Annotated in this window: 22 protein-coding genes; 5 read left to right on the top strand and 17 right to left on the bottom strand. The window is 47.1% G+C overall.

Features of this window, described 5'->3' with window-relative positions:
* Positions 1–12: 12 nt before the first annotated feature.
* Complete coding sequence (locus tag A372_RS0123300) at positions 13–936, bottom strand: iron-hydroxamate ABC transporter substrate-binding protein (protein ID WP_019423323.1); 924 nt, start codon at positions 934–936, stop codon at positions 13–15.
* 210 nt (positions 937–1,146) lie between these two features.
* On the opposite strand from A372_RS0123300, the gene A372_RS0123305 reads away from it, so the two are divergent.
* Positions 1,147–2,202, top strand: a complete 1,056-nt coding sequence (locus A372_RS0123305; protein WP_019423324.1) for an NAD(P)/FAD-dependent oxidoreductase — start codon at positions 1,147–1,149, stop codon at positions 2,200–2,202.
* A gap of 146 nt (positions 2,203–2,348) precedes the next feature.
* On the opposite strand, the gene A372_RS0123310 is transcribed toward A372_RS0123305, so the two are convergent.
* Together A372_RS0123310 and A372_RS0123315 are read right to left on the bottom strand one after the other, a co-directional pair.
* Positions 2,349–2,933, bottom strand: coding sequence for an SUKH-3 domain-containing protein (locus A372_RS0123310; protein ID WP_019423325.1), 585 nt, complete (start codon positions 2,931–2,933; stop codon positions 2,349–2,351).
* Positions 2,934–3,143: 210 nt separating this feature from the next.
* A complete protein-coding gene (locus A372_RS0123315) occupies positions 3,144–4,091 on the bottom strand; it encodes an alpha/beta hydrolase (protein WP_019423326.1) in 948 nt (315 codons plus the stop codon).
* Between the two features lie 330 nt (positions 4,092–4,421).
* On the opposite strand from A372_RS0123315, the gene rlmN reads away from it, so the two are divergent.
* Positions 4,422–5,480, top strand: coding sequence for a 23S rRNA (adenine(2503)-C(2))-methyltransferase RlmN (gene rlmN / locus A372_RS0123320; RefSeq protein WP_019423327.1), 1,059 nt, complete (start codon positions 4,422–4,424; stop codon positions 5,478–5,480).
* 327 nt (positions 5,481–5,807) lie between these two features.
* Here the strand turns inward: rlmN and A372_RS0123325 are convergent, their stop codons facing one another.
* The 9 genes from A372_RS0123325 to yedE all read right to left on the bottom strand — a co-directional run bounded on the left by A372_RS0123325 (position 5,808) and on the right by yedE (position 14,312).
* A complete protein-coding gene (locus A372_RS0123325; RefSeq protein WP_157259668.1) occupies positions 5,808–7,244 on the bottom strand; it encodes an MFS transporter in 1,437 nt (478 codons plus the stop codon).
* A gap of 56 nt (positions 7,245–7,300) precedes the next feature.
* Positions 7,301–7,744: a MarR family winged helix-turn-helix transcriptional regulator gene (locus tag A372_RS0123330; protein WP_237728587.1), complete on the bottom strand. Its 444-nt coding sequence runs from the start codon at positions 7,742–7,744 to the stop codon at positions 7,301–7,303.
* 77 nt (positions 7,745–7,821) lie between these two features.
* Positions 7,822–8,913: a DNA alkylation repair protein gene (locus A372_RS0123335; protein WP_019423330.1), complete on the bottom strand. Its 1,092-nt coding sequence runs from the start codon at positions 8,911–8,913 to the stop codon at positions 7,822–7,824.
* 266 nt (positions 8,914–9,179) lie between these two features.
* Positions 9,180–9,887 (bottom strand): 23S rRNA pseudouridine(2604) synthase RluF, encoded by a 708-nt coding sequence (gene rluF / locus A372_RS0123340; RefSeq protein ID WP_019423331.1) that lies wholly within the window; start codon positions 9,885–9,887, stop codon positions 9,180–9,182.
* Positions 9,888–9,974: 87 nt separating this feature from the next.
* Positions 9,975–11,159, bottom strand: coding sequence for a sensor histidine kinase (locus A372_RS0123345; protein WP_019423332.1), 1,185 nt, complete (start codon positions 11,157–11,159; stop codon positions 9,975–9,977).
* Positions 11,149–11,844: a response regulator transcription factor gene (locus tag A372_RS0123350; RefSeq protein ID WP_019423333.1), complete on the bottom strand. Its 696-nt coding sequence runs from the start codon at positions 11,842–11,844 to the stop codon at positions 11,149–11,151. Before A372_RS0123350 ends, A372_RS0123345 begins: the two co-directional genes overlap by 11 nt.
* 122 nt (positions 11,845–11,966) lie before the next feature.
* Positions 11,967–12,503 carry a hypothetical protein gene (locus A372_RS0123355; RefSeq protein WP_019423334.1) on the bottom strand — a complete coding sequence of 179 codons (537 nt, stop codon included), beginning with the start codon at positions 12,501–12,503 and terminating at the stop codon, positions 11,967–11,969.
* Between the two features lie 377 nt (positions 12,504–12,880).
* Positions 12,881–13,114: a sulfurtransferase-like selenium metabolism protein YedF gene (yedF, locus tag A372_RS0123360; protein WP_019423335.1), complete on the bottom strand. Its 234-nt coding sequence runs from the start codon at positions 13,112–13,114 to the stop codon at positions 12,881–12,883.
* Positions 13,104–14,312, bottom strand: a complete 1,209-nt coding sequence (gene yedE, locus A372_RS0123365) for a selenium metabolism membrane protein YedE/FdhT (protein ID WP_019423336.1) — start codon at positions 14,310–14,312, stop codon at positions 13,104–13,106. The genes yedF and yedE overlap by 11 nt, the downstream gene beginning before the upstream one ends.
* A 432-nt stretch (positions 14,313–14,744) precedes the next feature.
* Between yedE and A372_RS0123370 the strand changes: the two genes are divergently transcribed.
* Positions 14,745–15,452: a DNA alkylation repair protein gene (locus A372_RS0123370; RefSeq protein ID WP_019423337.1), complete on the top strand. Its 708-nt coding sequence runs from the start codon at positions 14,745–14,747 to the stop codon at positions 15,450–15,452.
* Positions 15,453–15,572: 120 nt separating this feature from the next.
* On the opposite strand, the gene A372_RS0123375 is transcribed toward A372_RS0123370, so the two are convergent.
* Entirely contained in the window at positions 15,573–16,712 is a 1,140-nt protein-coding gene (locus A372_RS0123375; RefSeq protein ID WP_019423338.1) for a Fic family protein, read from the bottom strand.
* Between the two features lie 238 nt (positions 16,713–16,950).
* Between A372_RS0123375 and A372_RS0123380 the strand changes: the two genes are divergently transcribed.
* Together A372_RS0123380 and A372_RS0123385 are read left to right on the top strand one after the other, a co-directional pair.
* Entirely contained in the window at positions 16,951–17,460 is a 510-nt protein-coding gene (locus tag A372_RS0123380; protein WP_019423339.1) for a DUF6773 family protein, read from the top strand.
* 35 nt (positions 17,461–17,495) lie between these two features.
* Complete coding sequence (locus tag A372_RS0123385) at positions 17,496–17,690, top strand: helix-turn-helix transcriptional regulator (RefSeq protein ID WP_019423340.1); 195 nt, start codon at positions 17,496–17,498, stop codon at positions 17,688–17,690.
* Positions 17,691–17,788: 98 nt separating this feature from the next.
* Here the strand turns inward: A372_RS0123385 and cydC are convergent, their stop codons facing one another.
* Genes cydC through A372_RS0123405 form a run of 4 tightly spaced genes read right to left on the bottom strand, consistent with a single transcriptional unit; the run spans position 17,789 to position 23,679 of the window.
* Positions 17,789–19,552, bottom strand: a complete 1,764-nt coding sequence (cydC, locus tag A372_RS0123390; protein ID WP_019423341.1) for a thiol reductant ABC exporter subunit CydC — start codon at positions 19,550–19,552, stop codon at positions 17,789–17,791.
* On the bottom strand, positions 19,549–21,276 hold the full coding sequence (cydD, locus tag A372_RS0123395; protein WP_019423342.1) for a thiol reductant ABC exporter subunit CydD: 1,728 nt from the start codon (positions 21,274–21,276) through the stop codon (positions 19,549–19,551). The genes cydC and cydD overlap by 4 nt, the downstream gene beginning before the upstream one ends.
* Positions 21,276–22,292, bottom strand: coding sequence for a cytochrome d ubiquinol oxidase subunit II (cydB, locus tag A372_RS0123400; RefSeq protein ID WP_019423343.1), 1,017 nt, complete (start codon positions 22,290–22,292; stop codon positions 21,276–21,278). Before cydB ends, cydD begins: the two co-directional genes overlap by 1 nt.
* Positions 22,276–23,679 carry a cytochrome ubiquinol oxidase subunit I gene (locus tag A372_RS0123405; RefSeq protein ID WP_019423344.1) on the bottom strand — a complete coding sequence of 468 codons (1,404 nt, stop codon included), beginning with the start codon at positions 23,677–23,679 and terminating at the stop codon, positions 22,276–22,278. The genes cydB and A372_RS0123405 overlap by 17 nt, the downstream gene beginning before the upstream one ends.
* Between the last annotated feature and the right edge of the window lie 105 nt (positions 23,680–23,784).

Genomic DNA, 23,784 nt, shown 5'->3' on the forward strand with positions numbered 1-23,784 from the left:
CTCCCATTACTGTTACTGGCCCAGAAAGCTTTTGATAAAGAAGTCCAATTGGAAATCCAGCGTGACCGGGTCGTTAAAGTAGAACTCTTTCGCATTGACTTCGAACACGCGGTTGTTTTTCACCGCAGGAATATTCGTGTACGTATCGGTTTTCTGGAAAGAATTGTCCGTATCTTTGTTTTTGCTGAAAATCAAATAGTCACCGGCGAACTGTGGAAGAACTTCTAGCGATAGAGCGTAGTAGCCATCTTTCAGCGCCATTTCCTTCACTTTGTCAGGCATCTTCAGCTTCATTTCCTGGTACAAAATTTCGGTGCCGCGGCCCCAGTTATCGCCGAACACATAAATCTGCTTGTCAAAGTTCTCGATGACGGACACGGTTGTGTTTTCGCCGATTTTGGCTTTAATATCTTTTCCGGCTTGCCCAGCGCGTTTTTTGAAATCATCGATCCACGCTTGCGCTTCTTTTTCCTTGTTCAACAGCTTCCCGATTTCCAAGTGCTGCGTCAGGTAGTCTACTTTTCCGTAGGTGAACGTTACCGTAGGCGCAAGTTGCTTCAATTTATCCACGTTCTTGATGGAGGACAGACCGATGATTAGGTCAGGCTGCAGCTCTATGATTTTTTCCAAGTTTTCATCCGATACTTCGGCCACATCTTTTAATTTATCTTGGAAACGCGGATTCATCTTGGACCAAGAGTCTACACCGGCAAGATTGACGTTCAGCGCCATGACGTTGCCGGCAAAGGAAGACAGTACGACAACGCGCTGCGGATCGGCAGGCACTTCAACGGGGCCATTTTCCGACTGATATGTGATCGTGCCTGATGTGCTGTCCTTGGCCGCGGAGTTGTCTTTGTTATCTGCTGGCCCGCTGCTGCATGCGCTAATCATAAGCACGAAAATGAGCATGAAAGGAATAAATAGCTTTTTCATGTGGGTATGCTCCTTTTACTGAATGGTGTGTGGCACACATTGGTTTATAGTTTCAAAGGTAAATGATAATGATTATCAACCTCGATTTCATTCCATATAATAAAGATCTCTTTTTCTCGTGTCAATAGTTTTCTGGTTGTAAAAAATGAGGAAAACGCTTATATTGATAATGATAATCATTAACAATATAAATCCAAGGAGTGAACACGATTGGATCAGGAACAACTATTTGATGTCACGATCATTGGTGGAGGTCCGGCAGGGCTGTTCTCCGCTTTCTATAGTGGACTACGGGAAATGAAAACGAAGCTGATTGAGTACCAGCCTCGTCTGGGCGGTAAAGTTCATGTCTATCCTGAGAAAATGATCTGGGACGTGGGCGGTCTGACCCCCATAACCGGAGCCCAATTAATTGAACAGATTACCGCACAGGGGTTAACGTTTGACCCGGAAGTCGTGTTGAATGAAAAGGTGGAGTCGATCGCGCGGAACGAGGAAGGCATTTTTGTATTGCATGCGGCTTCGGGCCGGAAGCATTATTCAAAAACAGTCATTGTTGCGGTGGGTGGCGGAATATTAAATCCGCAGAAATTGGACATCGAGGGCGCGGAACGATTTGAAGTGTCCAACTTGAATTATACGGTGAAGTCTCTGCAGAAATTCAAGGATAAGACGGTTGTGATTTCCGGCGGGGGCAATTCGGCCATTGATTGGGCGAATGAGTTGGAGCCGGTTGCCAAGCAGGTGTATTTGACCTATCGCAAGGATAAGGAATCCCTATCCGGTCATGAAGCGACAATCACGCAACTGATGAATAGCTCTATCGTGTGCCACTTCAATTCATCCATTACGAAGCTGATTGCCTCAGACAATCACGAAGTTATTGAACGTGTAGAGCTGACTAATCAGGCAACTGGCGAGGTAACGGCGTTGACGATTGACGAAGTGATTATTAACCATGGCTATGAACGAGATTCGAGCCTAATCGGGAACAGCGAATTGAAGATCGAGCAGGTGGATGACTTTTACGTGGCAGGGAATGCAAGCAGCGAATCGTCCATTCCCGGTCTGTATGCGGCGGGCGATATTTTGCATCATGACGGGAAGCTGCACTTGATCGCAGGCGCCTTCCAGGATGCGGCCAACGCAGTGAACAAGGCGAAGCAATTTATTCAGCCGGATGCCAATGGCTACGGAATGGTGTCCTCCCATAATGATTTGTTCAAAGAGCGCAACCGCCAACTCGTGAAACAAATGATGAAATGATGGCAAGACGAAAGCGAGACGCTCCCATGTCCCCGTTCTGGGCATGTGGAGCGTCTCGCTTGTTGTCGTTATTTATTTTGCAAGTATAACATGAGTTCAGTTCGTCTGTTCAGCTCAAGCCTGATCAGGATATGGGGCACAAACAGTTACGAAAAAGGATTTTGACGTTTGACGGGAAATAGTTTATTGCCCCATAACGTTGGAAGCAAAACTTCGTTTTTCTCATACAAAGATGAGATTACGATATCATGATTCTCCAACTCATGCTCCATGCTCTGGACTAGTGTGTCAAAGACACGGACAACGTTCTCATAGTCATGTTTAAAATACAGCTTCCCAGAGCGTCCAATAGCTGCAACGGCAGGATAGTAATATCCTGATTCCCCCAAGCAGAAGCAGTCCTCCTGTGCAAAAGTCAAAATTTCTTGATAGTCCTCGGGATATGAAATTTCTTCAAGTGCGTTTGGAAGAAAATTAAACGTGTAATCATACCATGAATCAGCACACTGGCTGTCGGGTATGTCATGATGGTATTTTAAAAAAACCATATCGTCTATGCCCGAGAACTCTTGAAGAAACTTCTTCGCACTGTCGAAGAGATCCGTGCCCTCTTCTCTGCAGCGTAATTCAAAGCATGAAATATCAACGTGTCTGCCCTCATACCAGCCTGCTTTTTTCAGCAACAATACCATTTGTTCTTGTCTGGTGAGTTCCTTTTCACCCTGCTTCATCCAATCATTCCTGCCTTATAAAATAAAAAACAAACTACAAAAGCGAAGATTTCACAGCTATATTTTCAGGAAGTCCAAGAAACTCGTGCATGAATAGCTTGTTGTATTATCAATCGTACCGTTTAAACCATGTACTGCCCTTTGTAGAGGGAGATGCTTGTAACAAAAAATCGGCCCTTGGACCGATCTCAAAGTTTATTTATTGCTCATTTACTTCACATACATTCCGATAAATTGGGCTACCTCACGGTCATATCCTTCCGGATCGGTTTGTCTGGCCATACCGTGACCCGCGCCGGGCACGATCAACATTTTTTTCTGCGCAGGACCGTTCTCGTACAATTCGTAAACCATTTCGGTCGGCACGAACAAATCCGCGCCGCCGTGAATAAACAGCATCGGCGTTTTCGATTTTTTTATTTGCTCCAAGGCCGAAGCTTCTCCGAAAGAGTACCCCGCCCGAATTTGGGTCAGCAGACTGGTCGTTTGGACGATCGGAAAAGACGGGAGATGATACATTCGTTGCAGCTGGTAAGTCAGCTCATCTGTAACCGATGTATACCCGCAATCCTCCACGATCGCCTTGACGTTAGGAGGCAGATCCTCACCGCTGGTCATCATGACCGTCGCTCCTCCCATGGACACGCCATGAAGGACGATTTGCGCTTGGTCGCTTGTATGTTCGATGACTTTATCGATCCATTTGATGTAATCCTTGCGTTCCGGCCAACCGAATCCGATATAATTCCCTTCGCTCTTCCCATGTCCGCGGGCATCTGGGAGAAGTACGTTATAGCCTAGCACATCCCTGTACATTTGAGCCAGATTGCCCATCTGTTCGGCATGTCCGGAGTATCCGTGGGCGATAATTACGGTTTTGTCCGTCTGTTGAGCGGCTGCCAGATAGTAGGCGTGCAGCTTAAGCCCATCTTTGGACGTCATGCTCCATTCCGTAAAAGCTTGTTTACCCCACCACTCTTCATTGTCATCGAACGGATTCGCGACGCTCGCGCTAACCGCCAGATCGGGATTGCCTTTCAAGAAGCTCTTGTCGGCGCGTGCAATGGCGACGTGGTAGAAATAAAAGCTAGCAGACGTGATGATAATCAATAGCAGTGCTAGAATGGTAATGGACACGATCAACACTCTTTTTTTCAATAATATCCTCTCCCTTCATGTAGGTGCGTGCTTCTATGGCTGTTAAGGAAAGAATATGCCAGTTTGTTACCTGTTGTTATGAAGAGCATAGATTCCACATTGGACAAAGCTTGTCCTTTCTATGCTAAGTATACCGTATTTTTTTGCAGCGTGACCAGTTCCCGGGACTCGCCGCATCCAGATGCATATTGCAATGAGGCAAAGGAACATGACTGTTTCCTCCCCCTTGTATATATTTAATAAGTAGGACAATAATAAACAGATTGTGTGCTGCGCCAGCTTTAGTATAATAGGGCAGAGTGATAAAGTTTGTGAAATGAGGATATCGGAATGAATAAGGAATCCATTTATGGATTAACAATGGAGCAACTGACGGCATGGTTGGCTCAATATGGGCATAAAAAGTTTCGGGCAGCGCAAGTCTGGGATTGGCTTTATAGAAAGCGGGTAACGAATTTCTCGGAAATGAGCGATGTCAATCAAGATTGCATCGAATTATTGGCTGAGCATTTTGCCATCAGGACGATGGCCGAGCACGTGAAGCAAGAATCGGCGGATGGAACGATTAAGTTCCTGTTCAAGCTGCAGGATGGCAATCTGATTGAAACGGTATTGATGAGACATAAATACGGACTATCCGTATGTGTCACCACGCAAGTTGGCTGCAATATCGGGTGTAGCTTCTGCGCAAGCGGGCTGTTGGCGAAGAGCCGGGATTTAACCAGCGGCGAAATCGTGGAACAGATTATGCAGGTCCAATTGCATCTGGATGAAGCGAAGCAAGACGAAAAAGTGAGCCACGTTGTGGTGATGGGCATTGGAGAGCCGTTCGATAACTTCAATAACTTGGTAGACTTTCTCAATGTTATCAAGGATCACAAAGGATTGGCCATTGGTCCAAGACGCATTACGGTATCGACGAGCGGCCTTGCGGATAAGATTTACGAATTTACCGATATGAATCTGCAGGTCAATCTGGCGATTTCCTTGCATGCGCCCAATAACGAGCTCCGCACGCGAATCATGAAGATAAACCGAGCCATTCCAATCGAGAAGTTAATGCAGGCCATTCAATACTACTTGGACAAGACGAAGCGCAGAGTTACGCTTGAATATATACTGCTTAAGGATGTGAATGACCGCAAGGAACATGCCCTTGAGCTTGTTGATCTGATTCGGGATATGCGGGATCTCGCAAGCGTTAATTTAATTCCATATAACCCTGTGGATGAACACAGTCAATATCAGAGAAGCGAGCCGCAATCGGTGCGGGAATTCTATGACATATTGAAGCAGCATGGCATCAATAGCAGTGTCCGCCTTGAACATGGCACGGATATCGATGCCGCCTGCGGCCAGCTAAGAAGCAAACAGATCCGGGTATCATAAACGGGATGGCACGTTGGAAAGAAGCATCAAAGAACCTTTCAAATTCTTGATGCTTCTTTTGCTCTGTTTTTCTCGGGGTTACTGTCTCTTAATCTGAGCTCCACTGGAAAATGTGCAGTGAAAACAGGGCTTGAGAGACAGAACGGTGTGCAGACTGTATTTGATCCAATAGAAATCGGCTATTGGTCGGCGAATAGTACGTTATAAATGAAAAAGCATTAAATCACATTGGATACATTCCAATGAAGCTTAATAGGAAGAGGTTTACGTGCTGTTTTAACTGGATATCATCCAATGGATGAGACAAAAGGTGCGGTCAACCATCAATTAAAAAAGGCTTGCCTTATCTTTTCCGCAGCTCTTGCCTCTACGCGCTTGCAAGCGAATGCCGTACCCCAATATGACCATAGCGCCTATACAAATGAACACGTTGACTTCGAACACGGCCTTGAATGCTTGGAACAGAGGCGCCTGTCCTTGTCCAATCCCTCCATTCATGACCCCGAGCCCCAGAGCAGCGCCTAACACCATGCCAGCGTTACGGGTTAACGCAATCATTCCCCCGATAGAGCCGGCCTGTTCCGTTGGAGCATGCTGCATAATAAAGCTGTTATTCGGGGATGCAATGAGCCCCATTCCCAGTCCGATCACCGCAAGCGCGGAAACAATCCATACCGTCGGCAACTGCTCAGGATAAAGAGCAAAAAAGGAAATTCCACTTCCCATCGCAAATAATCCGAAAAACATAAAACGTCTGGAACCGTAACGGTCGGACAAATAGCCCGCAACCGGACCCGTAAAGGCTAACAGGACCGGATAAGCGGTCATGAAATATCCAGCGGTTAACGGAGAAAGCCCGGCTGTCCCGGTTAAATAAAATGGCATTGCAACCAAGACGGTATTGGCCATCACGAAAGAAGCGCAGCTTACAATCAATCCGAAGGACACGGCTGGATTACGCAGTGCCTGAAGCGGCAAAAAGGGGAACTCTTGACGCAGCTCCCACAGCAGTAACGAAATCAAAGCGACGATGGCTAGCGTCATGACGGCAATCGTTGCAGAAGATGTCCATCCCCACGCAGTTCCATTCGATATTCCGTATATGACGGTGGCGATCGATATGATGAACAAAAGCGCGCCGACTCTATCGTGAGGAACAAGTTTTCTTTCCGGTCTGCGAACCGGAATGTAGCGGAAAGCCAGCCATGTGGCGATTAGGGCCGCGGGAACATGAATTAAAAACAGCCATTGCCAACTGAGCCATTCCGCTATAAAGCCTCCCGCTATCGGTCCGCTCATCCCCCCTATGGCTACGGCGGTGCTTACCATGCCAAGCGCCCGGCCTCTTTTTTCTTTTGGCAAATAAATAGAGATGATTGCAATATTGGTAGCCTGAAACATGGCTGCGCCTATAGCCTGTACCATTCTGAGAATAATCATCACGGATATATTGGGTGAGAATGCGACCAGTATGGAGCTGACGCTGAAACATACATATCCGAGATTATGAATAAGCCGATAGCCATATCTATCGCCCAGTTTGCCCATCACTGGAAGCAACGAGGCGATAACGAGCAGGTAGCCGGTCGTAACCCACTGTACCATGCTCAGGCTTGTCTCAAATATGTTGACAAAGCGAGGCAAAGAAACGTTCACGATACCCGCCGTAAAATGGGATATAAATGCCCCCATGCATATGGCCATCATCATGAACATCCGATGGGTGCTTGTAAAAGCTTGATGGTCCAGTTTTGATGGGCTCATAATCAACACCAGCTTCTCTTTATAGTATAGTTACTAAACTAAATACTCAAAAAAAATTATTGCTGCAAAAAAACGTTTAATTTTTCTATGCATGTCTCGAATATCTCGATCTCCTGCTCGCTGAGCTGAGAACGAAGCTGATCGTAGAAGCGGCGGTGCACCTCTTCGTGGGCGGCATTAGCCTCCCTACCTGTTTCGGTAAGTGAAATCACGATCGCCCTCGAATCATTCGGATGCGGTGAACGTGTGACAAGTTCTTTTGCTTCCAAGCGTGCGATAAGCTGTGTGACCGCACCTTTTGTTATTCCGAGGCGACCCGCGAGCTCGCTCATGAGAACGCCTCCCTCGAAACCGATGGCCTCGACCGTATGAATCTCACTAGGCGTTAAAGGTCCAGCTGTGCCAAAGGAATGAGGTTGGCGTTCGAGCCGTCGCAGCTGCATAATCAGTCGTCCCAGATTGCGGCTGCCGCTATTGTTATTGTCAGATTGGGTATACATTTTTTTATCCATGCATTTAGTATAGTTCCTAAACTTAATGGTTGTCAATTACATTGGAGGCTCTGCTGCCGGGCGAACTATCTTTGCGAAGCCTTCAATTGAAGATAAGCTTCGGCCATTTCCCGCCCATTGATCGCAATAAATATACGATGCTGCCCCTCATAGTGAGTTCTCGTTGAAAGGTCTTTAAAGGAATGCGTTCTGTGAAACGCCACCTCACCGTTTTTATAAGTGTTCTCGGTAATCTTAAATAGTTTTCTGGAGGTCGTGCCGTTTGCTTTGACAAAATTAATCCCATATTCGATACGCAGCTTATGGATATCTGGCGACGGATTAACCAATACAAACTCGAACGCAAGCGTGTCGCCAATGGACAGCTGATCATTCGACAATAACAGATTCTTGATTTGAACGTCCGGCCCGGTATTGAATCCAAATAAACTTAGCACTTCAGGATCTGCTTTTCTTAATAGGGTTCTGCAGCCGTGTTTAATAATCCAGTCCGTATGGGGATGCTGTCCTTTCCATTCTGAGCCTATCTTTTTCACCAAGCCGGGGTGATCCTTGGAAATGTCGTTTAAGTTATTGGCGACGCTTTTGCGGACATATTCACTTTCATCCTCTTTCAAGAGAGACAAAATAGGCAATATTGGGGCCGGATTATCTTTAAACATTTTCAGAGGGGCGGCCCAAGGAAGTCTGGGACGGCAGCCTTCACTAGCTAATCTGCGCACATGATGATCTTCGTCCCGGGCCCATTCCTCCATGATGGACATCATCTTGATCGGATCGGCTTCAATAAAAGGACGAACCGCAAATTCCGAACTAGATGATGCAGTGAACTGCTTCAGTGCAGAGATCGATACGTCCCAATGGGCAAGGCCATATTCCTCTACAAAATCAGGGAAAAATAAATACTCAAACCCTCTGCATTGCGGAGTTATTTTCATTAAAAGCTCTATTGCTTCTGGATAAGAAGGAGGCAGAGTTGCAGACAACGCATGTGTAATGTGTCGAAACCTTTGTTTTAACTCTCTATTTCCCCACTCTTGATCGAATATCAAGTTCATAAACAGCCGGTCATCGAATTCTGGATGTGCTTGTTTTACAATCGCGCAGAAATGCTGGAAAAAGGATGGATTGTACATTTCTTTGAGTGCTTCAGCCATGAGTTTGTTTAGCTCCTTTGTCGACCCATAATACACCAATATACAGCATTTGCCCGCTGATTTTCCACTTCGTTATGCAATGAGCTGCAGTATCGGCACCCTTGCGGGCTAAGGCGCAAACAGACGGGTAAAGTAACGGCCAAGCGAGGGTGAGCTTATGGAGGTTCTGAGAACAGGGGGAAGGCTCGTGAGCGCCGCACCACCTAATCGCATCGTGGCCAGTCTTCTGGACCTGTGCGGCGCCGTGAACGTAATATCCAAGTTGTCTAAGGTTGCTTTGGCTTGTAGTTGAGATCTTTAAACAATTGATTCTGTTCTTCTTTGGTCAGGTCCCGCCAATGGCCCACGGGCAGACCTTGCAAGTGAATGTTCATGATCCGGATTCGCTGCAGACGGCGCACCTCATAGCCGAGGGCGGAGCACATGCGGCGAATTTGGCGATTTAGTCCTTGGGTGAGCGTGATTTTAAAAACAAAATTGGTCATCTTGGTAAGTTTACAAGGAAGAGTCTTCGTGCCTAAAATTTCCACACCTGCAGCCATTGAGTCCAAAAACCAAGGAGTGAGCTTCTTGTCGACAGTTACGATATATTCTTTTTCATGCTTGTTTTCGGAGCGCAAAATTTTGTTGACGATGTCGCCGTCGTTCGTCAGCAGGATTAAGCCTTCCGAGTCTTTATCCAGTCGCCCTATATGAAAAATCCGCAGCGGATGATTGACGAAATCAACAATGTTCCCCTTCACATGGCGTTCCGTTGTGCTGGTAATGCCTACTGGCTTATTGAGCACAATATAGACATGTTTTTGTTCCGCTATAATGGGTTTGTTGTCAACGCGAACATCGTCCCCTGGTTCTACTTGACTCCCTAACTCGGCTACGATTCCATTGATTGTCACTCTTCGAGCGGCTATCCATTTGTCGGCTTCTCGTCTGGACGTTATGCCGGATTCGCTAATGTATTTATTTATTCGCACCCTATACACACCTTTGATTGTAATATTTATGTCTGTACGATATTAATGTACCAAGTTTTTATATATGAAATCAATGTATAAGGCGGTTTACTTGTGTTGACTTGGAAATAAGACATCAAATGTCGTACCAACGCCTGGCTCGCTTTGCACGGCAATAGTGCCATTGTGTTTTTCAATAATTGTTTTCACGATGGAAAGCCCTAATCCGGAACCGCCGATGTCGCGTGAGCGTGATTTATCAATACGATAGAAAGGTTCAAATATATGCGGGAGCTCTTCATTCGGAATACCTATGCCTGTATCGGAAATGTGGATAATCGTATTATATCCGCGCAGTGAAACGGCTATTTGAACTTTGCCGCCGTGCTTATTGTATTTCACCGCGTTTTCTAGCAGATTGAACAAGGCCCTATATACAAGAGTCTGATTGCCGAATATAGCATGACTACATTCCCCTACTACTTGTATTTGGATATTTTTTTGCCGGGTCATCGGTTCTAATTCCTGCGCAATATGTTGGAGCGTGTCGGATAGAGCAATCGTATCCGCAAACTTCGCCTTTTCCTCCGAAGTCAGCTTCAATAAGTCATCCACGACATCGATCAGCCGTTGCGTGCTTAATTCCGTAATGTCCACATTTTCTTTATAGTCTTCGATAGAAGGGGATTTGTCCAATTTCAGCACTTGAATTCCCGCTTTTATGGTCGTAAGCGGTGTTTTAAGCTCGTGGGCCGCATTGGCGGCGAATCTTTTCTGTCTGGCGAAGGACTCATCCAGTCTGTTCAGCATCGTATTGAAGGAGCCGGCCAGGCTGCCGATTTCATCCTTTGTCTGAATATGGTCAATGCGATGGGATAAATTATGCTCGTTGATGTTTTTAATCGTTTTGCTGAGTTGATTAACCGGCTTTAGAGCTCTGCCCGAGATTACATAGGTTGCAGCCATCCCCAGGATAATGATGATAAACATATAGATGACACTGGTATCGACAAACTGGTCTTTGGCCTTGATAGCTCTTACTTCGACTGATATATTACTTAGTTTTTCCTCATTCGCAGCTGGTCGAGCACTGGCTGCATGGTCTAGCGTTATGCTGGAATTCAGTGGCACCGTCTTATTCATGGTGGCTATGGCTGCTTCTAGAACGATGGGCCGGACAATTTTGCTTTCCGCATTGTGAATGGAAGTCAGGGTTACACAAACGGCGGTAAGAATGACAATACACCCGGTAAGCAGCGTCAACCGCATACGCAAAGATAGTTTATTTAACATCGTGCTCCCCCGCAGAATCAGACATAATGTATCCCTGTCCTCTTATGTTTCTTATTACGTCTTTCTCCCCTAGCACTTCGGCAAGCTTTTTCTTCAAAGAATAAATATGAAACTTAAGCGAATTGGAAAATAAGTCCGTATCGCTGTCCCATGTATGTTCAATCAGCTGCTCGGCGCTGATTACGCTGTTCTTGTTCATCATGAGATACTGGAGCAGGGAGTATTCCTTTTTGGTCAACTCAACAAGCCGCTCGTTGACATACACACACTTTTGGGCCGTATCGACGCTTATAGGGCCGCAAGTCAGAACGGTATCCTGCTGTACGAAGGAGCGCCGCAGCAAATTGCGGATTCTCGCTTCCAGCTCTTTAAAGTCAAAGGGTTTAATCAGGTAATCATTTGCGCCGGAATCCAATCCGGTAATGCGATCCTCGATTTCGGAGCGGGCCGAAAGAATCAATATATTGATTTCTTTGTTCTCGTCCCGAATTTTTTTCAGCACCTCCATGCCGTCTATTTTAGGTATATTTAAATCCAGAACAATTAAATCATACTGATTGATTTCATGCAGCTCGATGGCTTCTTCGCCGTCCATCGCCCTGTCAACCGCATAGCCGCATTTTTTAAGTCCTTTGGCTATGATGTTCGAGAGTATGGATTCGTCCTCGACTAATAATAGCTTCATTGTGCTTTCACTCCTTGTGTGCCACAAACATGGCCAAGCAGCCATGCTTTCTGGCTGCTTGGCTGCTGCATCATACAGTTGCAAGAAGATGATTTTCTTGAATGAAATGGCTTATATAAGATTTACTTGTTTTCTACAATTTCTTTTTTTAGTAAAACTTGACCGTCTTTCAGTTTCAATTGCTGAGCGGCATTCTGGTCAGCGGGAGAAGTATGAATTTCAGCTTTTATGTTTACAGTTTTCACGTTGCCCTGCGCTTCCGCTTCAATGATTTGTTGCTCAAGACTAAGATCTGCAATCGTTTGGTTCAATTTCTTTTCCGTTTGTTGATCAAGTTTGAGGCTTGCAATCACTTCGTTCAATTTTTTTCCGGATAGTTGATCAGCTTTGAGGTTTGCGATTAGTTCAGTTGCTTTTTTCTCCGTTTTTTGATCAAGCTTCAGATTTTTAATTTTTTCGGTGATTTGTTTCTTTACTTGAATTTGATCCTTATTGGTCAGTTGGTGAGTAGCCTTAATTGCATCCAATGATTCCATTTTAATTATTTTGGAATCTGCCTTTGCCACGGGAACCCCAGTTGCTGCAAAAGCGCTAAGCGGTAGTGCGGCCACCATTGCGGCAACCATTAATCCTGTTTTTAACATCGTAACCTTTTTCATCGTAATTCCTCCTGTAGTTAGCTTTAATTGTTTTGGTGCATGACTTGCAACTGTGACTTCAGTTTACAGGGAGGACGGTTAGATAAAGGTTAGTTTTTAAGGGTATAGAAATTATTTTTTCTTTCATTTTATACTTATTTTATCATATTTTAAAATTACTGATAGAATAGCCGTTCACGATACGCCGCCAAGTCCTTTTCTCCACTCTCCCACTCATTCAGAAGCCGCATTACGGTATAAATGCAGTTGGAGACGATTGTTTTTGCTGACCGAAGGGGAGAGTGAGTGGAAGCTGGTTGGGGAGCCTTCTTGTTGAATCCGCAATAAGAAAAAAGGATTAGGTCGCGAATTTCGCGTGCCTAATCCTTTGAGTGTTTTTACGCCTGAATATAAAATATTAAATCCTGCCCGTTTTTGACAGGTTCCTGTGCGAGCGTATAGCCGTGCTTAACGACTTCTTCCGGCACGTTGCGGAAGGCCGCCGGACAGTCGGCAATGACCTGCAGCAGCTGCCCCTTCTTCATGTCGCGCAATGTTTCCAGCGTATAAATAACCGGGTATGGACAAGGTTCCCCTCTAAGGTCCAACGTGAAATCAACTTCAACTGACATTTTTATAGTCCCCTTTCTTGAATCCAACGCCGAAGCGGTAGTTTTTTTGCCAGTATACGGCTACAGCATATCCGATTCCTAACAGGATCAGCGTCACCGCCAGCGCGCCGGCAGGCCCCATTATCGTGAGCAAATTGATTTTGGCTCCGCTCTGTACGAGAACGTTATAGACACCGAGATGATCCCACGCATAGGCGAGGGCCGTGGCACCGATGATGTTGCCGATAAATACGGGCAAGAAGACGATTTGCCCTTCCATCAGCCGGTACATCATGCCTGTCTCGCAGCCGCCGGCCAGTACGATGCCGATGCCGAACAGCACGCCGCCGACAAATGTGCTTGGCGCGGCAATTTTGGTAATCGGGTCCAATCCGTAAATCAAGATGATGAGCAGTGTCGCCACGGAACTAATGGCCATGCCGACCGTGATTGCTTTCGTCATGGTGGCCCGGCCGCTAATCCACAGATCGCGGAACGCAGATGTAAAGCAAATTTGCCCTCTTTCAATCAAAATGCCGAATGCGGCCCCGAATAGAGCAGCTACTCCCAACATCGTGCGGCCCGAGATGAAAAAGTAAACGATAAGGCCCGTATACAATAACGCAATGACGGCACCTGCAATGGGTTGAATCTTTCTTGTTTTGGCAGCGCTTTGCGCCATATTGCCTTTTTGCAGGACAGGCTTGCCCTTCCACCATCTTGTATTTACGATTTTAACACCCGCATAAGTACCGATTGCGGTGGCGATCATAAATATCCAAGAATGAAATGAAAATTGAGGCACGCCAGTGAAAAAGGCAGCCAGATTGCAACCTAGAGCCAAACGGGCGCCAACACCCGCGATGAATCCGCCAATCAGCCCTTGCAGCAAGCGGCGCTTTTGTTTCGGAACTCTTATTTTGAAATTATTGCTGATCAAAATCATAATCAAGGCGCCAATGAACATGCCCCACACGATCCAGCCGTCTGTTCGGCTGAATGTGGTTCCGTTCATATGAATCAAGCCATAATAGTCCCAATCTGAAATATCCACGCCGAAAAGCTGTAAAACGTGACCTCCCAAACGAGTGAATTCACCGGTTACGGCCCATACGGTTCCGGTAATTCCGAAATATAGAGCACTCAGAACGCCTGCAATCCCCATCGCGGCATAGGGGCTCCAATAATTGGTGAACAGTTTCCCTAACATGTGTTTCATTTTTCTTACCCCTTCAATCCTTCAAAATGCATTCCTTGATCGGTTTGTATGCGGCAGAACACTCCTTATGTATACGCCAAGTGAAAATGCCATCCTCCATTTTACTACAATCAGCATGTGTATGGGGAAATTCTCTTAAAAGGACTTAACTCTCGATCAGGACAAGGGGAGAGAGACAGCGGTTGAATAAATAACGATGTAACCTTTTTCGATAATTCGGGATCTAATGTATGAAACTATGAACTGAAGAGAGATTCATACGGATGGTTGCACAGAAAGGGGGGACTATGCACCAAACCGAAATCATTGACAGTCAAACCGTATATCATGAGAACGGTGGAGAATAATAAACGCGAAAAAGAGTATATCCCCGAACTTGAGTTTACGATACCGGTGCCGTAATGTTATAGGATAGCGAAAGGGGTGCGGGTGATGACCTTGGAAGAAGTGATGCGCAGGCTGGAAGCGTTGGGTTCGGAGCAGACCAAGCGGACTTTTATCCGTCACGGAGCGATAGAGCCCCTATACGGTGTGAAGATTGGCGACCTGAAAAAGCTGGTTAAAGATGTGAAGAAAGATCAAAATCTTGCACGGGCTCTATACGACACTGGAAATAGCGATGCCATGTATTTGGCAGGTCTATCCGTCAATCCGAGAACGATGCCGAAAGAAACGCTTCAAGACTGGGCGAACAAGGCGAACTGGTCGATGCACACAGAAACTACGGTAGCCGGAGTAGCCGCAGAGAGCCCTTTTGCTCTGGAGCTGGCAAGGGAATGGATGGATTCAAGCGATGAGCTGATTGCCACCTGCGGCTGGAGCACATACGGCAACTACATATCAATCACCCCGGACGAACAATTGGATATCGATGAAATACGCCGTCTGCTGCGCCAAATCGAGACAACGATTCATACGGAAAGAAACCGTGTGCGCTATAAAATGAATGCTTTTGTTATTGCAACAGGCGCCTATATCCGGGCTTTGCATGACGAGGCGCTACGAGTCGCCGATGCCATCGGGAAGGTGCACGTCAACGTGGGGCCTACCGCATGTAAAGTGCCCGAGGCGAGAGCCTATATTGAGAAGGTTGATGCAGCTGGGAAGAGCGGAGTGAAGAAAAAGACTTGTATTTGTTAAAGAGCCAAGCTCTATCCAAGACGAGTCTGTTTCCGTATTTGGGACGAAGCAGAACAAGAGGCACTCCTTCTAGGAATGCCTCATTTTCAAAAGCAATTCTGTTCGTACCGCCCCTGTATATTAATCCACAATTGAAATGATATATTCTCCGCGATTTTCCCCGGGTATAATAACCCCTAAATCTTTGAGTTTCGATATATTTTTTGCAATGCTTGATGGTGAAGCATCCAATGTCTCATCAAACAGTTGTCTGTGGAATATCTCGCCGTCTTCCATCCTGGCTATTAACTCAAACATCGTTTTTGCATGGCCTTTACCAAGCAGCTCTCTAATATGCTTAATTCTATCGTAACGTTGCAGTTCTTTTAGCACCTTAGTAAGCGATGCAATGACACACTCGAGATAGAACACGATGAATGGTTTTAGGTTCCCTTGAGTAGCAGTCATAAGTGTATCATAGTAATCCTCTATTCTTTTATCAAAGTATTCTTCCACACTGAAGGCATCCTTGATCGTGGATAGGTCATTATGAATTAAGCCAACCAATGTAGAAAATGCTCTAGCTGTTCTTCCGTTTCCATCTGGAAAGGGGTGGACATACCCTATTAAATGATGGGTAATTGCGGAAATAATAAGAGGATGCACCTTTTTTTCAGAAACTACGTTGGTCTCGTAGGGATTCGACAATCCTGTCACACTCGTAAAAAGCCAAGAGAAATATGCCCGCATAAGAAGGGGAATTTCATTACATGCTGGAGGTTGATAACTAACTTGCCCGTCACTATCTTGAAGAGCAACAGGAATACTCCTGTATCCATCAGGATAGCCAGTTAAGTTTTGCATGAGTGTCTGTTGAATTTTTTTGAGTACAGGTTCATCCATATCTGAAAAATCTTTGTTGGGATCTAAACTATAAATATATTCATAAGTTTCAAATACGTTTTTTACTTCCAGTTGGGCCTTTTGTTTTATGGTTAGCGGATTCTTTTTATAGCTTTGATAAACTTGCTCGACCTCTTTGAACTCCAACTTATTTTGTTCTATTTTTGTTGTAAAGTGCGCTGTTCTGACTAAAGAATTTCGTAAAATGGTGGGCTTTAAAGGATGGCTTTTTAAGCCAAGCCTGGCTAGTGCGCCTATATTTCTCTCCGCCTCTAATATTAGTTGTTGTATATCGTAATCAAAGAGATTTAGATTAGGACGAAAGACCATTTTATCTTCCTCATATATAAAGTGCTCATAAGAAAAATTATAAGTCATTTTTACACCGCCTATTACACTTAAAAGTTCAGCAAAATCAAGGGTTGCCATTACATTTTATTATATTGAATTACACTTATTATGTACATAAAATAATACTATTAAACCAACTATATGGGCATATGACAAAAAGACATCTATAATCATTTAAATGCAATATATATTTGACATTTAGAATCGTTTATTATACATTATTGGCAGAGTTGCTGAGGGATTCATACTGAGGAGTGGATGGGAAATGAAATGGTTGCAAGGCAAGAATAGGCCGGTGGATGAAAGAATAGTAAATATACGCAACAAAATTTATAAAGAAGCCTACGTATTCGTAGTGCTCATATGTTGTCTGTCCGTAATCGTGAAGTACATCCTTTATGGGCCAAACATAGGTGCTGTCGCAACCGAAATCATCGTTCTATTGTCCTCGTCACTGTACTACGGAATTAGATCGGCGTTCTTGGGTCTGTATTCAGACGAAGTGGAGATGCATGATCGAACGAGCAAGCTGCCATTCAGCTTGAAAAATGTTCTTATCGGTTTAGGATTCGGCTTGGCGCTAGCTTTGTTCTTTGGCATACGAAGCGCAGTCGCTTATGGAGATGGCGGTTCGCAATCTTGGTGGTATTTCACGATCGTGTTTTTCGCCTCGTTGATGATATATATCCCGCTTTTCGTCGGCATTATGGCACTTGGGCATGCATTGGCCAATAAGGCTAGTAAAGCGGCAGCTGCAGAAGATTTAGATGAATAAGAGAAACGGATAGAGGCGGGTGAGGTGATTCGGGGATGAAAAATATAAGATTAAAGCTGGCTAGGGTGGAAAAAGACTTGTCGCAGGAAGAACTGGCCCAGCTTGTGGGAGTGTCGAGACAGACTATAGGATTAATCGAGCTTGGCAAATATAATCCCAGCTTGAGCTTATGCGTTGCGATTTGCAAGGCGCTGTCGAAGACGTTGAATGATTTGTTTTGGGAGGAATAAGCGGCGGGTTTCATGAATTGAACATGGAGCGGAAGATATAATTAAGGCCATCCTATGAAGGGATGGCCTGTTCTGATCACGCCGTAAATAAGTGAGCTCTATACTTGCGATAAGGATGGGACTGCATCAAGAGCATACAACTCGCGGTAGCGCGCACTTTGCTCCATCAGCTGCGTATGTGAACCGGACATAGCGACTCCACCGTTTTCCAGGAAGATTACTTCGTCCATCTGCTCCACACCGGCTAAATGGTGCGTAATCCAAAGTAGCGTCTTGCCTTGAACGGCTTGAAACACGGTCGATAACAGCGCGTTCTCTGTCCGCGGATCCAAGCCGACCGTCGGTTCGTCCAGCACGATGATCGGATTGTCCTGCAGCAGGATGCGTGCGAGAGCTATGCGCTGGCGCTCCCCGCCGGAGAAGCGTTGTCCCATCTCATGGGTCCGTGTATGGTAGCCGTCTGGCAGAGAGGCGATTAATGGATGCAGCTGGGCCTGTGCAGCCGCCGCCTGAACCTGCTGCTCTGAGGCGTCAGGACGCCCCAGACGGATATTGTTGGCCACCGTCGTGTCGAACAAGTGCGGATTCTGATTCAGCACGGAGACCACCTGCGTTAGGTGATGTTCCAGCTCATGAATCTCCGTTCCGTTCGCTGTGATTGTGCCCTGCTCAGGCTGTATAGCTCCTTGGATCAACTTCAGCAGAGTCGATTTTCCTGCGCCGCTGCGGCCGATTATAGCGACCTTTTTCCCTGGGGGAATATCAAGCGAGATGTCTTGCAAGATCCGGTCCTCACTACCCGGATAACGAAAGGACACATGATTGAGCCGCAGGTGAACTTGCCGCCAAGTTGTCGCCACACTCTGTGTCTGCCGATCCGTTATGTCTGCAAGCCCGCTCTCCGATTCGGGATCGTTCCCGACTTCCGCAATGCGCCGCAGCGAGTCTTGATACTTCGGTATTTTCTCTACAGCCTCCGACATTGGAGCGAAAGCGTTCATGATCGTTAGCGAAGACAACACAAACGCTGCAATGACCGTTACGGAAAAATGTTCCGCCGCCGAATGGTGTCCGGTCCATATGATCATCGATACGACGGCTGCGCCTGTCACGCACTGAATGATCAACTCTCGCCATCTCGCCCAGGCATGCACACTTCGTTCCACCTGCGCGAGCTCATTTTCGCTCGTTTCATACGCTTGGATAAATTCAGCCTTTCTCCCGCTCACTAGCCAATCGTTAATGCCGAGCACTGCATCGGTCAGCTTGCGGTATAGACGGTTGCGTCCACGAGTTAAGCGAACGTGCTTCTTGCGAGTCACGGACAGGGAGACGAGGGGCAGCGCAAAAAGGAGCACCGCAGCGTATAGCGCCATAAATATAGCGAACTGCCAATCAAACATGCCTAATGTCAGAATGAACAAGCCATACATAACCATAGAGACGATGCTTGGAAATATCGTGCGCAAGTATACGTCCTGCAGATGTTCGATATCGTCTGACAGCACGCCGAGAATGTCGCCTGTCCGGTAGCGCGAACGAATGAACAGCGCTTGCGGCTCCAATATGTGATATAGGCGCACTCGCATGGCCGAGAGAATCCGCAGCACGGTATCATGTCCGATAAGCCGCTCCAAGTAACGAAAGACCGCTTGACCGATGCTGATGGCACGTACGGCTACGATCGGAACAAAGAGCAGCAAAATATTTTCGGGGCGCAGGGCCGCTTTTGAAATTAAATAACCGGAGATGAACAAAAGCAGCGCAGCAGATAAGACGCCTAGGGTGCCTAACGCGGCGGCAAGCGTTAACCGCCAACGATGCTGCCGTAAATAAGGGCGAAGCCATCCCTCTTTTCTCATCGTATCCCTTCCTTCTGCGACCGAATCAGTTCATAATAGACGCCCTTCTGCCGGATAAGGGATTCATGGGTGCCAATCTCGGCTACCCGTCCTTGATCGAGAACGATAATTTGATCCATGTGCAGCATCCAATGCAGCCGATGCGTAGCCAGGAAGACCAGCTTGTCTTCAAATAACCGGAGCATCGTCTGCTTCAGCTCATATTCGGTTTCGATATCCAGATGGGCCGTAGGTTCATCTAATAAGACGACAGGACGGTCGCTCAAGAAAGCGCGGGCAAGGGCCACACGCTGTTCCTGCCCCCCGCTGAGGGTGCGGCCCCCGTTGCCTATTGTTTCTTCATACTGATGGGGCAGTGAGGCTGCCAACTCTGCAAGACCTGCCGCAGCTGCAGCTCGTGTGACCGCATCCATGCTGGCATCTGGCACGTAGAATCGGATGTTTTCCGCCAAGGTGTCGTTGAAAATATACGGATGTTGAGGAATGTAGGTCGTCTGCTTATGCCATTGCTCCATCACGAGTGATTGGAGTTCAGGCTCATTCCAATGAATTCGGCCATTGGATGGGTGCAGAAACCCTCCCAACACATCGATTAAGGTGGATTTTCCGGCGCCGCTTTCGCCTACGATTCCGACCTTCATTGTGCCTTTAATCTCAAAGGATACATTATGTAGCGAATAGGCAGCTTCCTGCTGGTGCCTAACATCAACACCGTGCAAAGACAGGCTGCTATCCGGTCCCCAGGACGATGAACGGTCCAGTTCAGCCGCTGCTTGTACCGTATCGTAATCCAGTATCGCTTGAATGTTGTCCGCAGCAGTCCTTCCGTTCAGCGTCGCATGGTAATCCGAGCCGACTTCACGTACGGGCAGAAAGTACTCCGGCGCCAAGATAAGCACAGTCAGGGCCGGAGCTAACGCCATGCTTCCTTCCACGAGCCGCAAGCCGAGTCCCACCGCCACACAGGCGACGGATAAGCTGGTGAAAAAGTCGAGCGCAAAGCTCGATAGAAAAGCTACGCGCAGGGTGCGGACCGTCGCAGATCGGTACTGGTCGCTGACGCGGGTGATCGAGGCTTGATGCCGTCGGCTGTGTCCCAGAAATTTCAGGGTCTCCAGCCCGCGCAGCGTGTCCACGAAATGATTCGATAATATACGGTACGAGTGCCACTGCTTATCCATCTGTTTCTGGGCGGCAAGGCCTAACAGAATCATGAATATAATAATAATCGGTACGGTCACAACCAGAATGACGCCCGAGATGGCATCTTGGAAAAAAACATACCCAGCGATAACGAGCGGCAACACAGCGGTGCTCACCATGCGTGGCGGATAAAGCTCCAAAAAGATGCGCAGCTGAGCGATCCCTTCAAGTGCCAAGGTGACCAGCTTGCCCGTTCCTTCGGATCTGGCAAATCTCGGACCCAGCTCGAACAGCTTATCCAGCAACCGCCTTCTCGTCTCGGCGCCAGTCTTCTCTGCAAAACGGTAAGACACCTTCTGCCGCACCCATGTGAGTACGCCTCGGCTGAGAAAGGCGAGCAAGAAGCAAGCAAGGTCCAGATAAAAATCCTCCACAGGCGTCCCGTGAAATAAATCAGAAATAATATGGGCCAACAAGGTTGCCTGGAACAGAATACATATACTTTGCAATAATGAAATGCAGCTTAGCGTCAGATAGAGCGCTTGTATCCCTTTGTATTGAGGCATTCTGCTTTTCTTCATCAATACTCCAGATGTTCTTTATCATCAATTCGTTTGCGGAACACATAATAGCTCCAAATTTGATAGCCCAATACGAACGGAAGAATCGTCAATGAAATATACGTCATCACTTTTAACGAATACGCTCCGGAAGCTGCATTGTAAATCGTCAAGTGAAAGTCGGGACTGATCGAGCTGACCATCACCCGCGGGAACAAGCCGATGAACATGCTGACAACGGACAGGATGATGACCGCGCCCGTCATGGCAAACGCCCAACCGTCGCGTTTTTTCTTGATAAATAGGCCTGCCAGGACAAGCGCTGCGCCTGCGAGAACCGGCAATGCGATCCATTGCGCCCCATGTACGGTGTAAATGTCGGTGCTGAAATAGGTCATTACCGCAAATATGAGCAGGACGGCCGCAACGGCAGGACCTATGTCACGGGCAGCCTTCCGTGCCCGATCCCGCAGCACGCCGTTGGTGCGCAGCGTGATAAACACGAGGCCGTGCAGGATGCATAGCAGAACGACGGCCACTCCCCCGGCGAGAGCGTAGCCGTTCAGCAGGTCGAATACGCTGCCGATCATCTCCTTATGGCTGTCAATCGGCACGCCGCGGATGAGATTCGCGAACACGACTCCGAACAAGAAAGGCGGAAGCAGGCTTCCAATGAAAATGGCGGCATCCCATGTCTTTTTCCAGATTCCGTGATCCATCTTCCCTCTGAATTCAAAGGCAACGCCGCGAGCGATAAGCGCTAGCAGCAGCACGACAAACGGAATGTAAAAGCCGCTGAATAAGGTGGCGTACCATTCCGGAAAAGCGGCGAACATAGCGCCGCCAGCCGTAATGAGCCATACTTCGTTCGCATCCCAATAAGGGCCGATTGTATTGATGAGGATACGGCGCTCTTGGTCGCTCTTGCCTAGAAACCGCGATACGATACCTACGCCGAAATCAAAGCCCTCAAGGAAGAAAAAACCGATAAATAGAACAGAAACGAGAATAAACCATAACTCATTTAGCGAGAGCATGTGCTTCCTCCTTATCAAACGGATCGTGCGAAATGGAATCTTCAACCTCTTCCTGCTCCGCGTCTTTGCGAATCACTTTCACGAACAGACATGCATCGATAATGGCCAGAATCGCATAAATGCTCGTAAAGGCAATAATCGAGAAGAGCAACTCACCTGCGGATACCGTAGGCGAAATGGCATCTTCGGTCCGCATCACTCCGAATACGACCCAAGGCTGGCGTCCCATCTCGGCCATCAGCCACCCCGCCGAATTGGCCAGAAACGGGAATGCAATCGCGCCTACCATCAGCTTCAAAAACCACGGCCGTTGTTCAAGCTTCCGTGTGCGGGCCAGCACGATGCCGTAGATGCCAAGCAAACACATGAGGCCGCCGGCTATAACCATGGTGCGGAAGCTCCAGAAGGTCATTTTTACCGAGGGAATGTAGTCACCCGGCCCGTATTTTTGTTCGTACTGCGCCTGAATCTGGTTCATGCCGTCTAGACTGCCGCTGAACTTGTTGAACGATAAAATGCTCAGCATATAGGGAATTTTGATTTCGGAAGAATTTTCTTTTTCCACCGTATCGATATTGGCATAGAGGGTGAACGGCGCAGGATCCTCGCTCGTGTTCCACAATGCTTCAGCCGCAGCCATCTTCATTGGCTGCGATGTAAGGAGGTGCTGACCTTGCTGATGTCCGATAATCGCAACGAGCAGAGCGGATATCATGGCGACCGTAATCGATACATGGAACGATTTTTTGAACATTTCGAGATTTTGCCGCTTCAGCAGCTTCCATGCGCTGACGCCAGCCATAAAGAACGCACCGGTAGCGAAGGCGGCAAATAAGGTGTGCGGAAATTGCAGCCACAGCTGCGGATTGGTGATAATCGCAAAGAAATCGCTCATTTCCGCCCTTCCGTTCTGGAATACATAGCCGACTGGCGCATGCATGAAGGAATTGGCCGTCAGTATCCAAAAGGCTGACAAGACGGTACCTATCGATACAAGCCAAATGCATGCGAGGTGAACGCGCTTCGATAAGCGGTCCCAGCCGAACACCCACAAGCCAATGAACGTGGACTCCATAAAAAAGGCAAGCAAGCCTTCAATCGCCAGCGAAGGTCCGAATACGTCCCCGACGAAGCGGGAATAGTTCGACCAGTTCATGCCGAACTGGAACTCCTGCAAGATGCCGGTTACGACACCGACTGCAAAATTGATCAGGAACAATTTACTCCAAAATTTAGCGGTTTGTTTATATATTTCTTTGCCTTTCACAACGTAGAGCGTCTCCAATATCGCGATTAAGAACGCTAGCCCAATCGTCATCGGAACGAAGATGTAATGGAATAGCGTAGTGGACGCAAATTGAATGCGCGCGAGAATAACCTGATCCATAATGGCCTCCTTTAGCTGAATGCTGTTCTGTGTGTTTTTAAGGCCCTTCGGCGCCTCATTATGTGAATGGGTTCACGTAATGGTGTGAATGACGATGCGCCGCTT

The sequence above is a fragment of the Paenibacillus sp. OSY-SE genome (assembly GCF_000283315.1).
GTDB lineage: Bacteria > Bacillota > Bacilli > Paenibacillales > Paenibacillaceae > Paenibacillus_B > Paenibacillus_B profundus.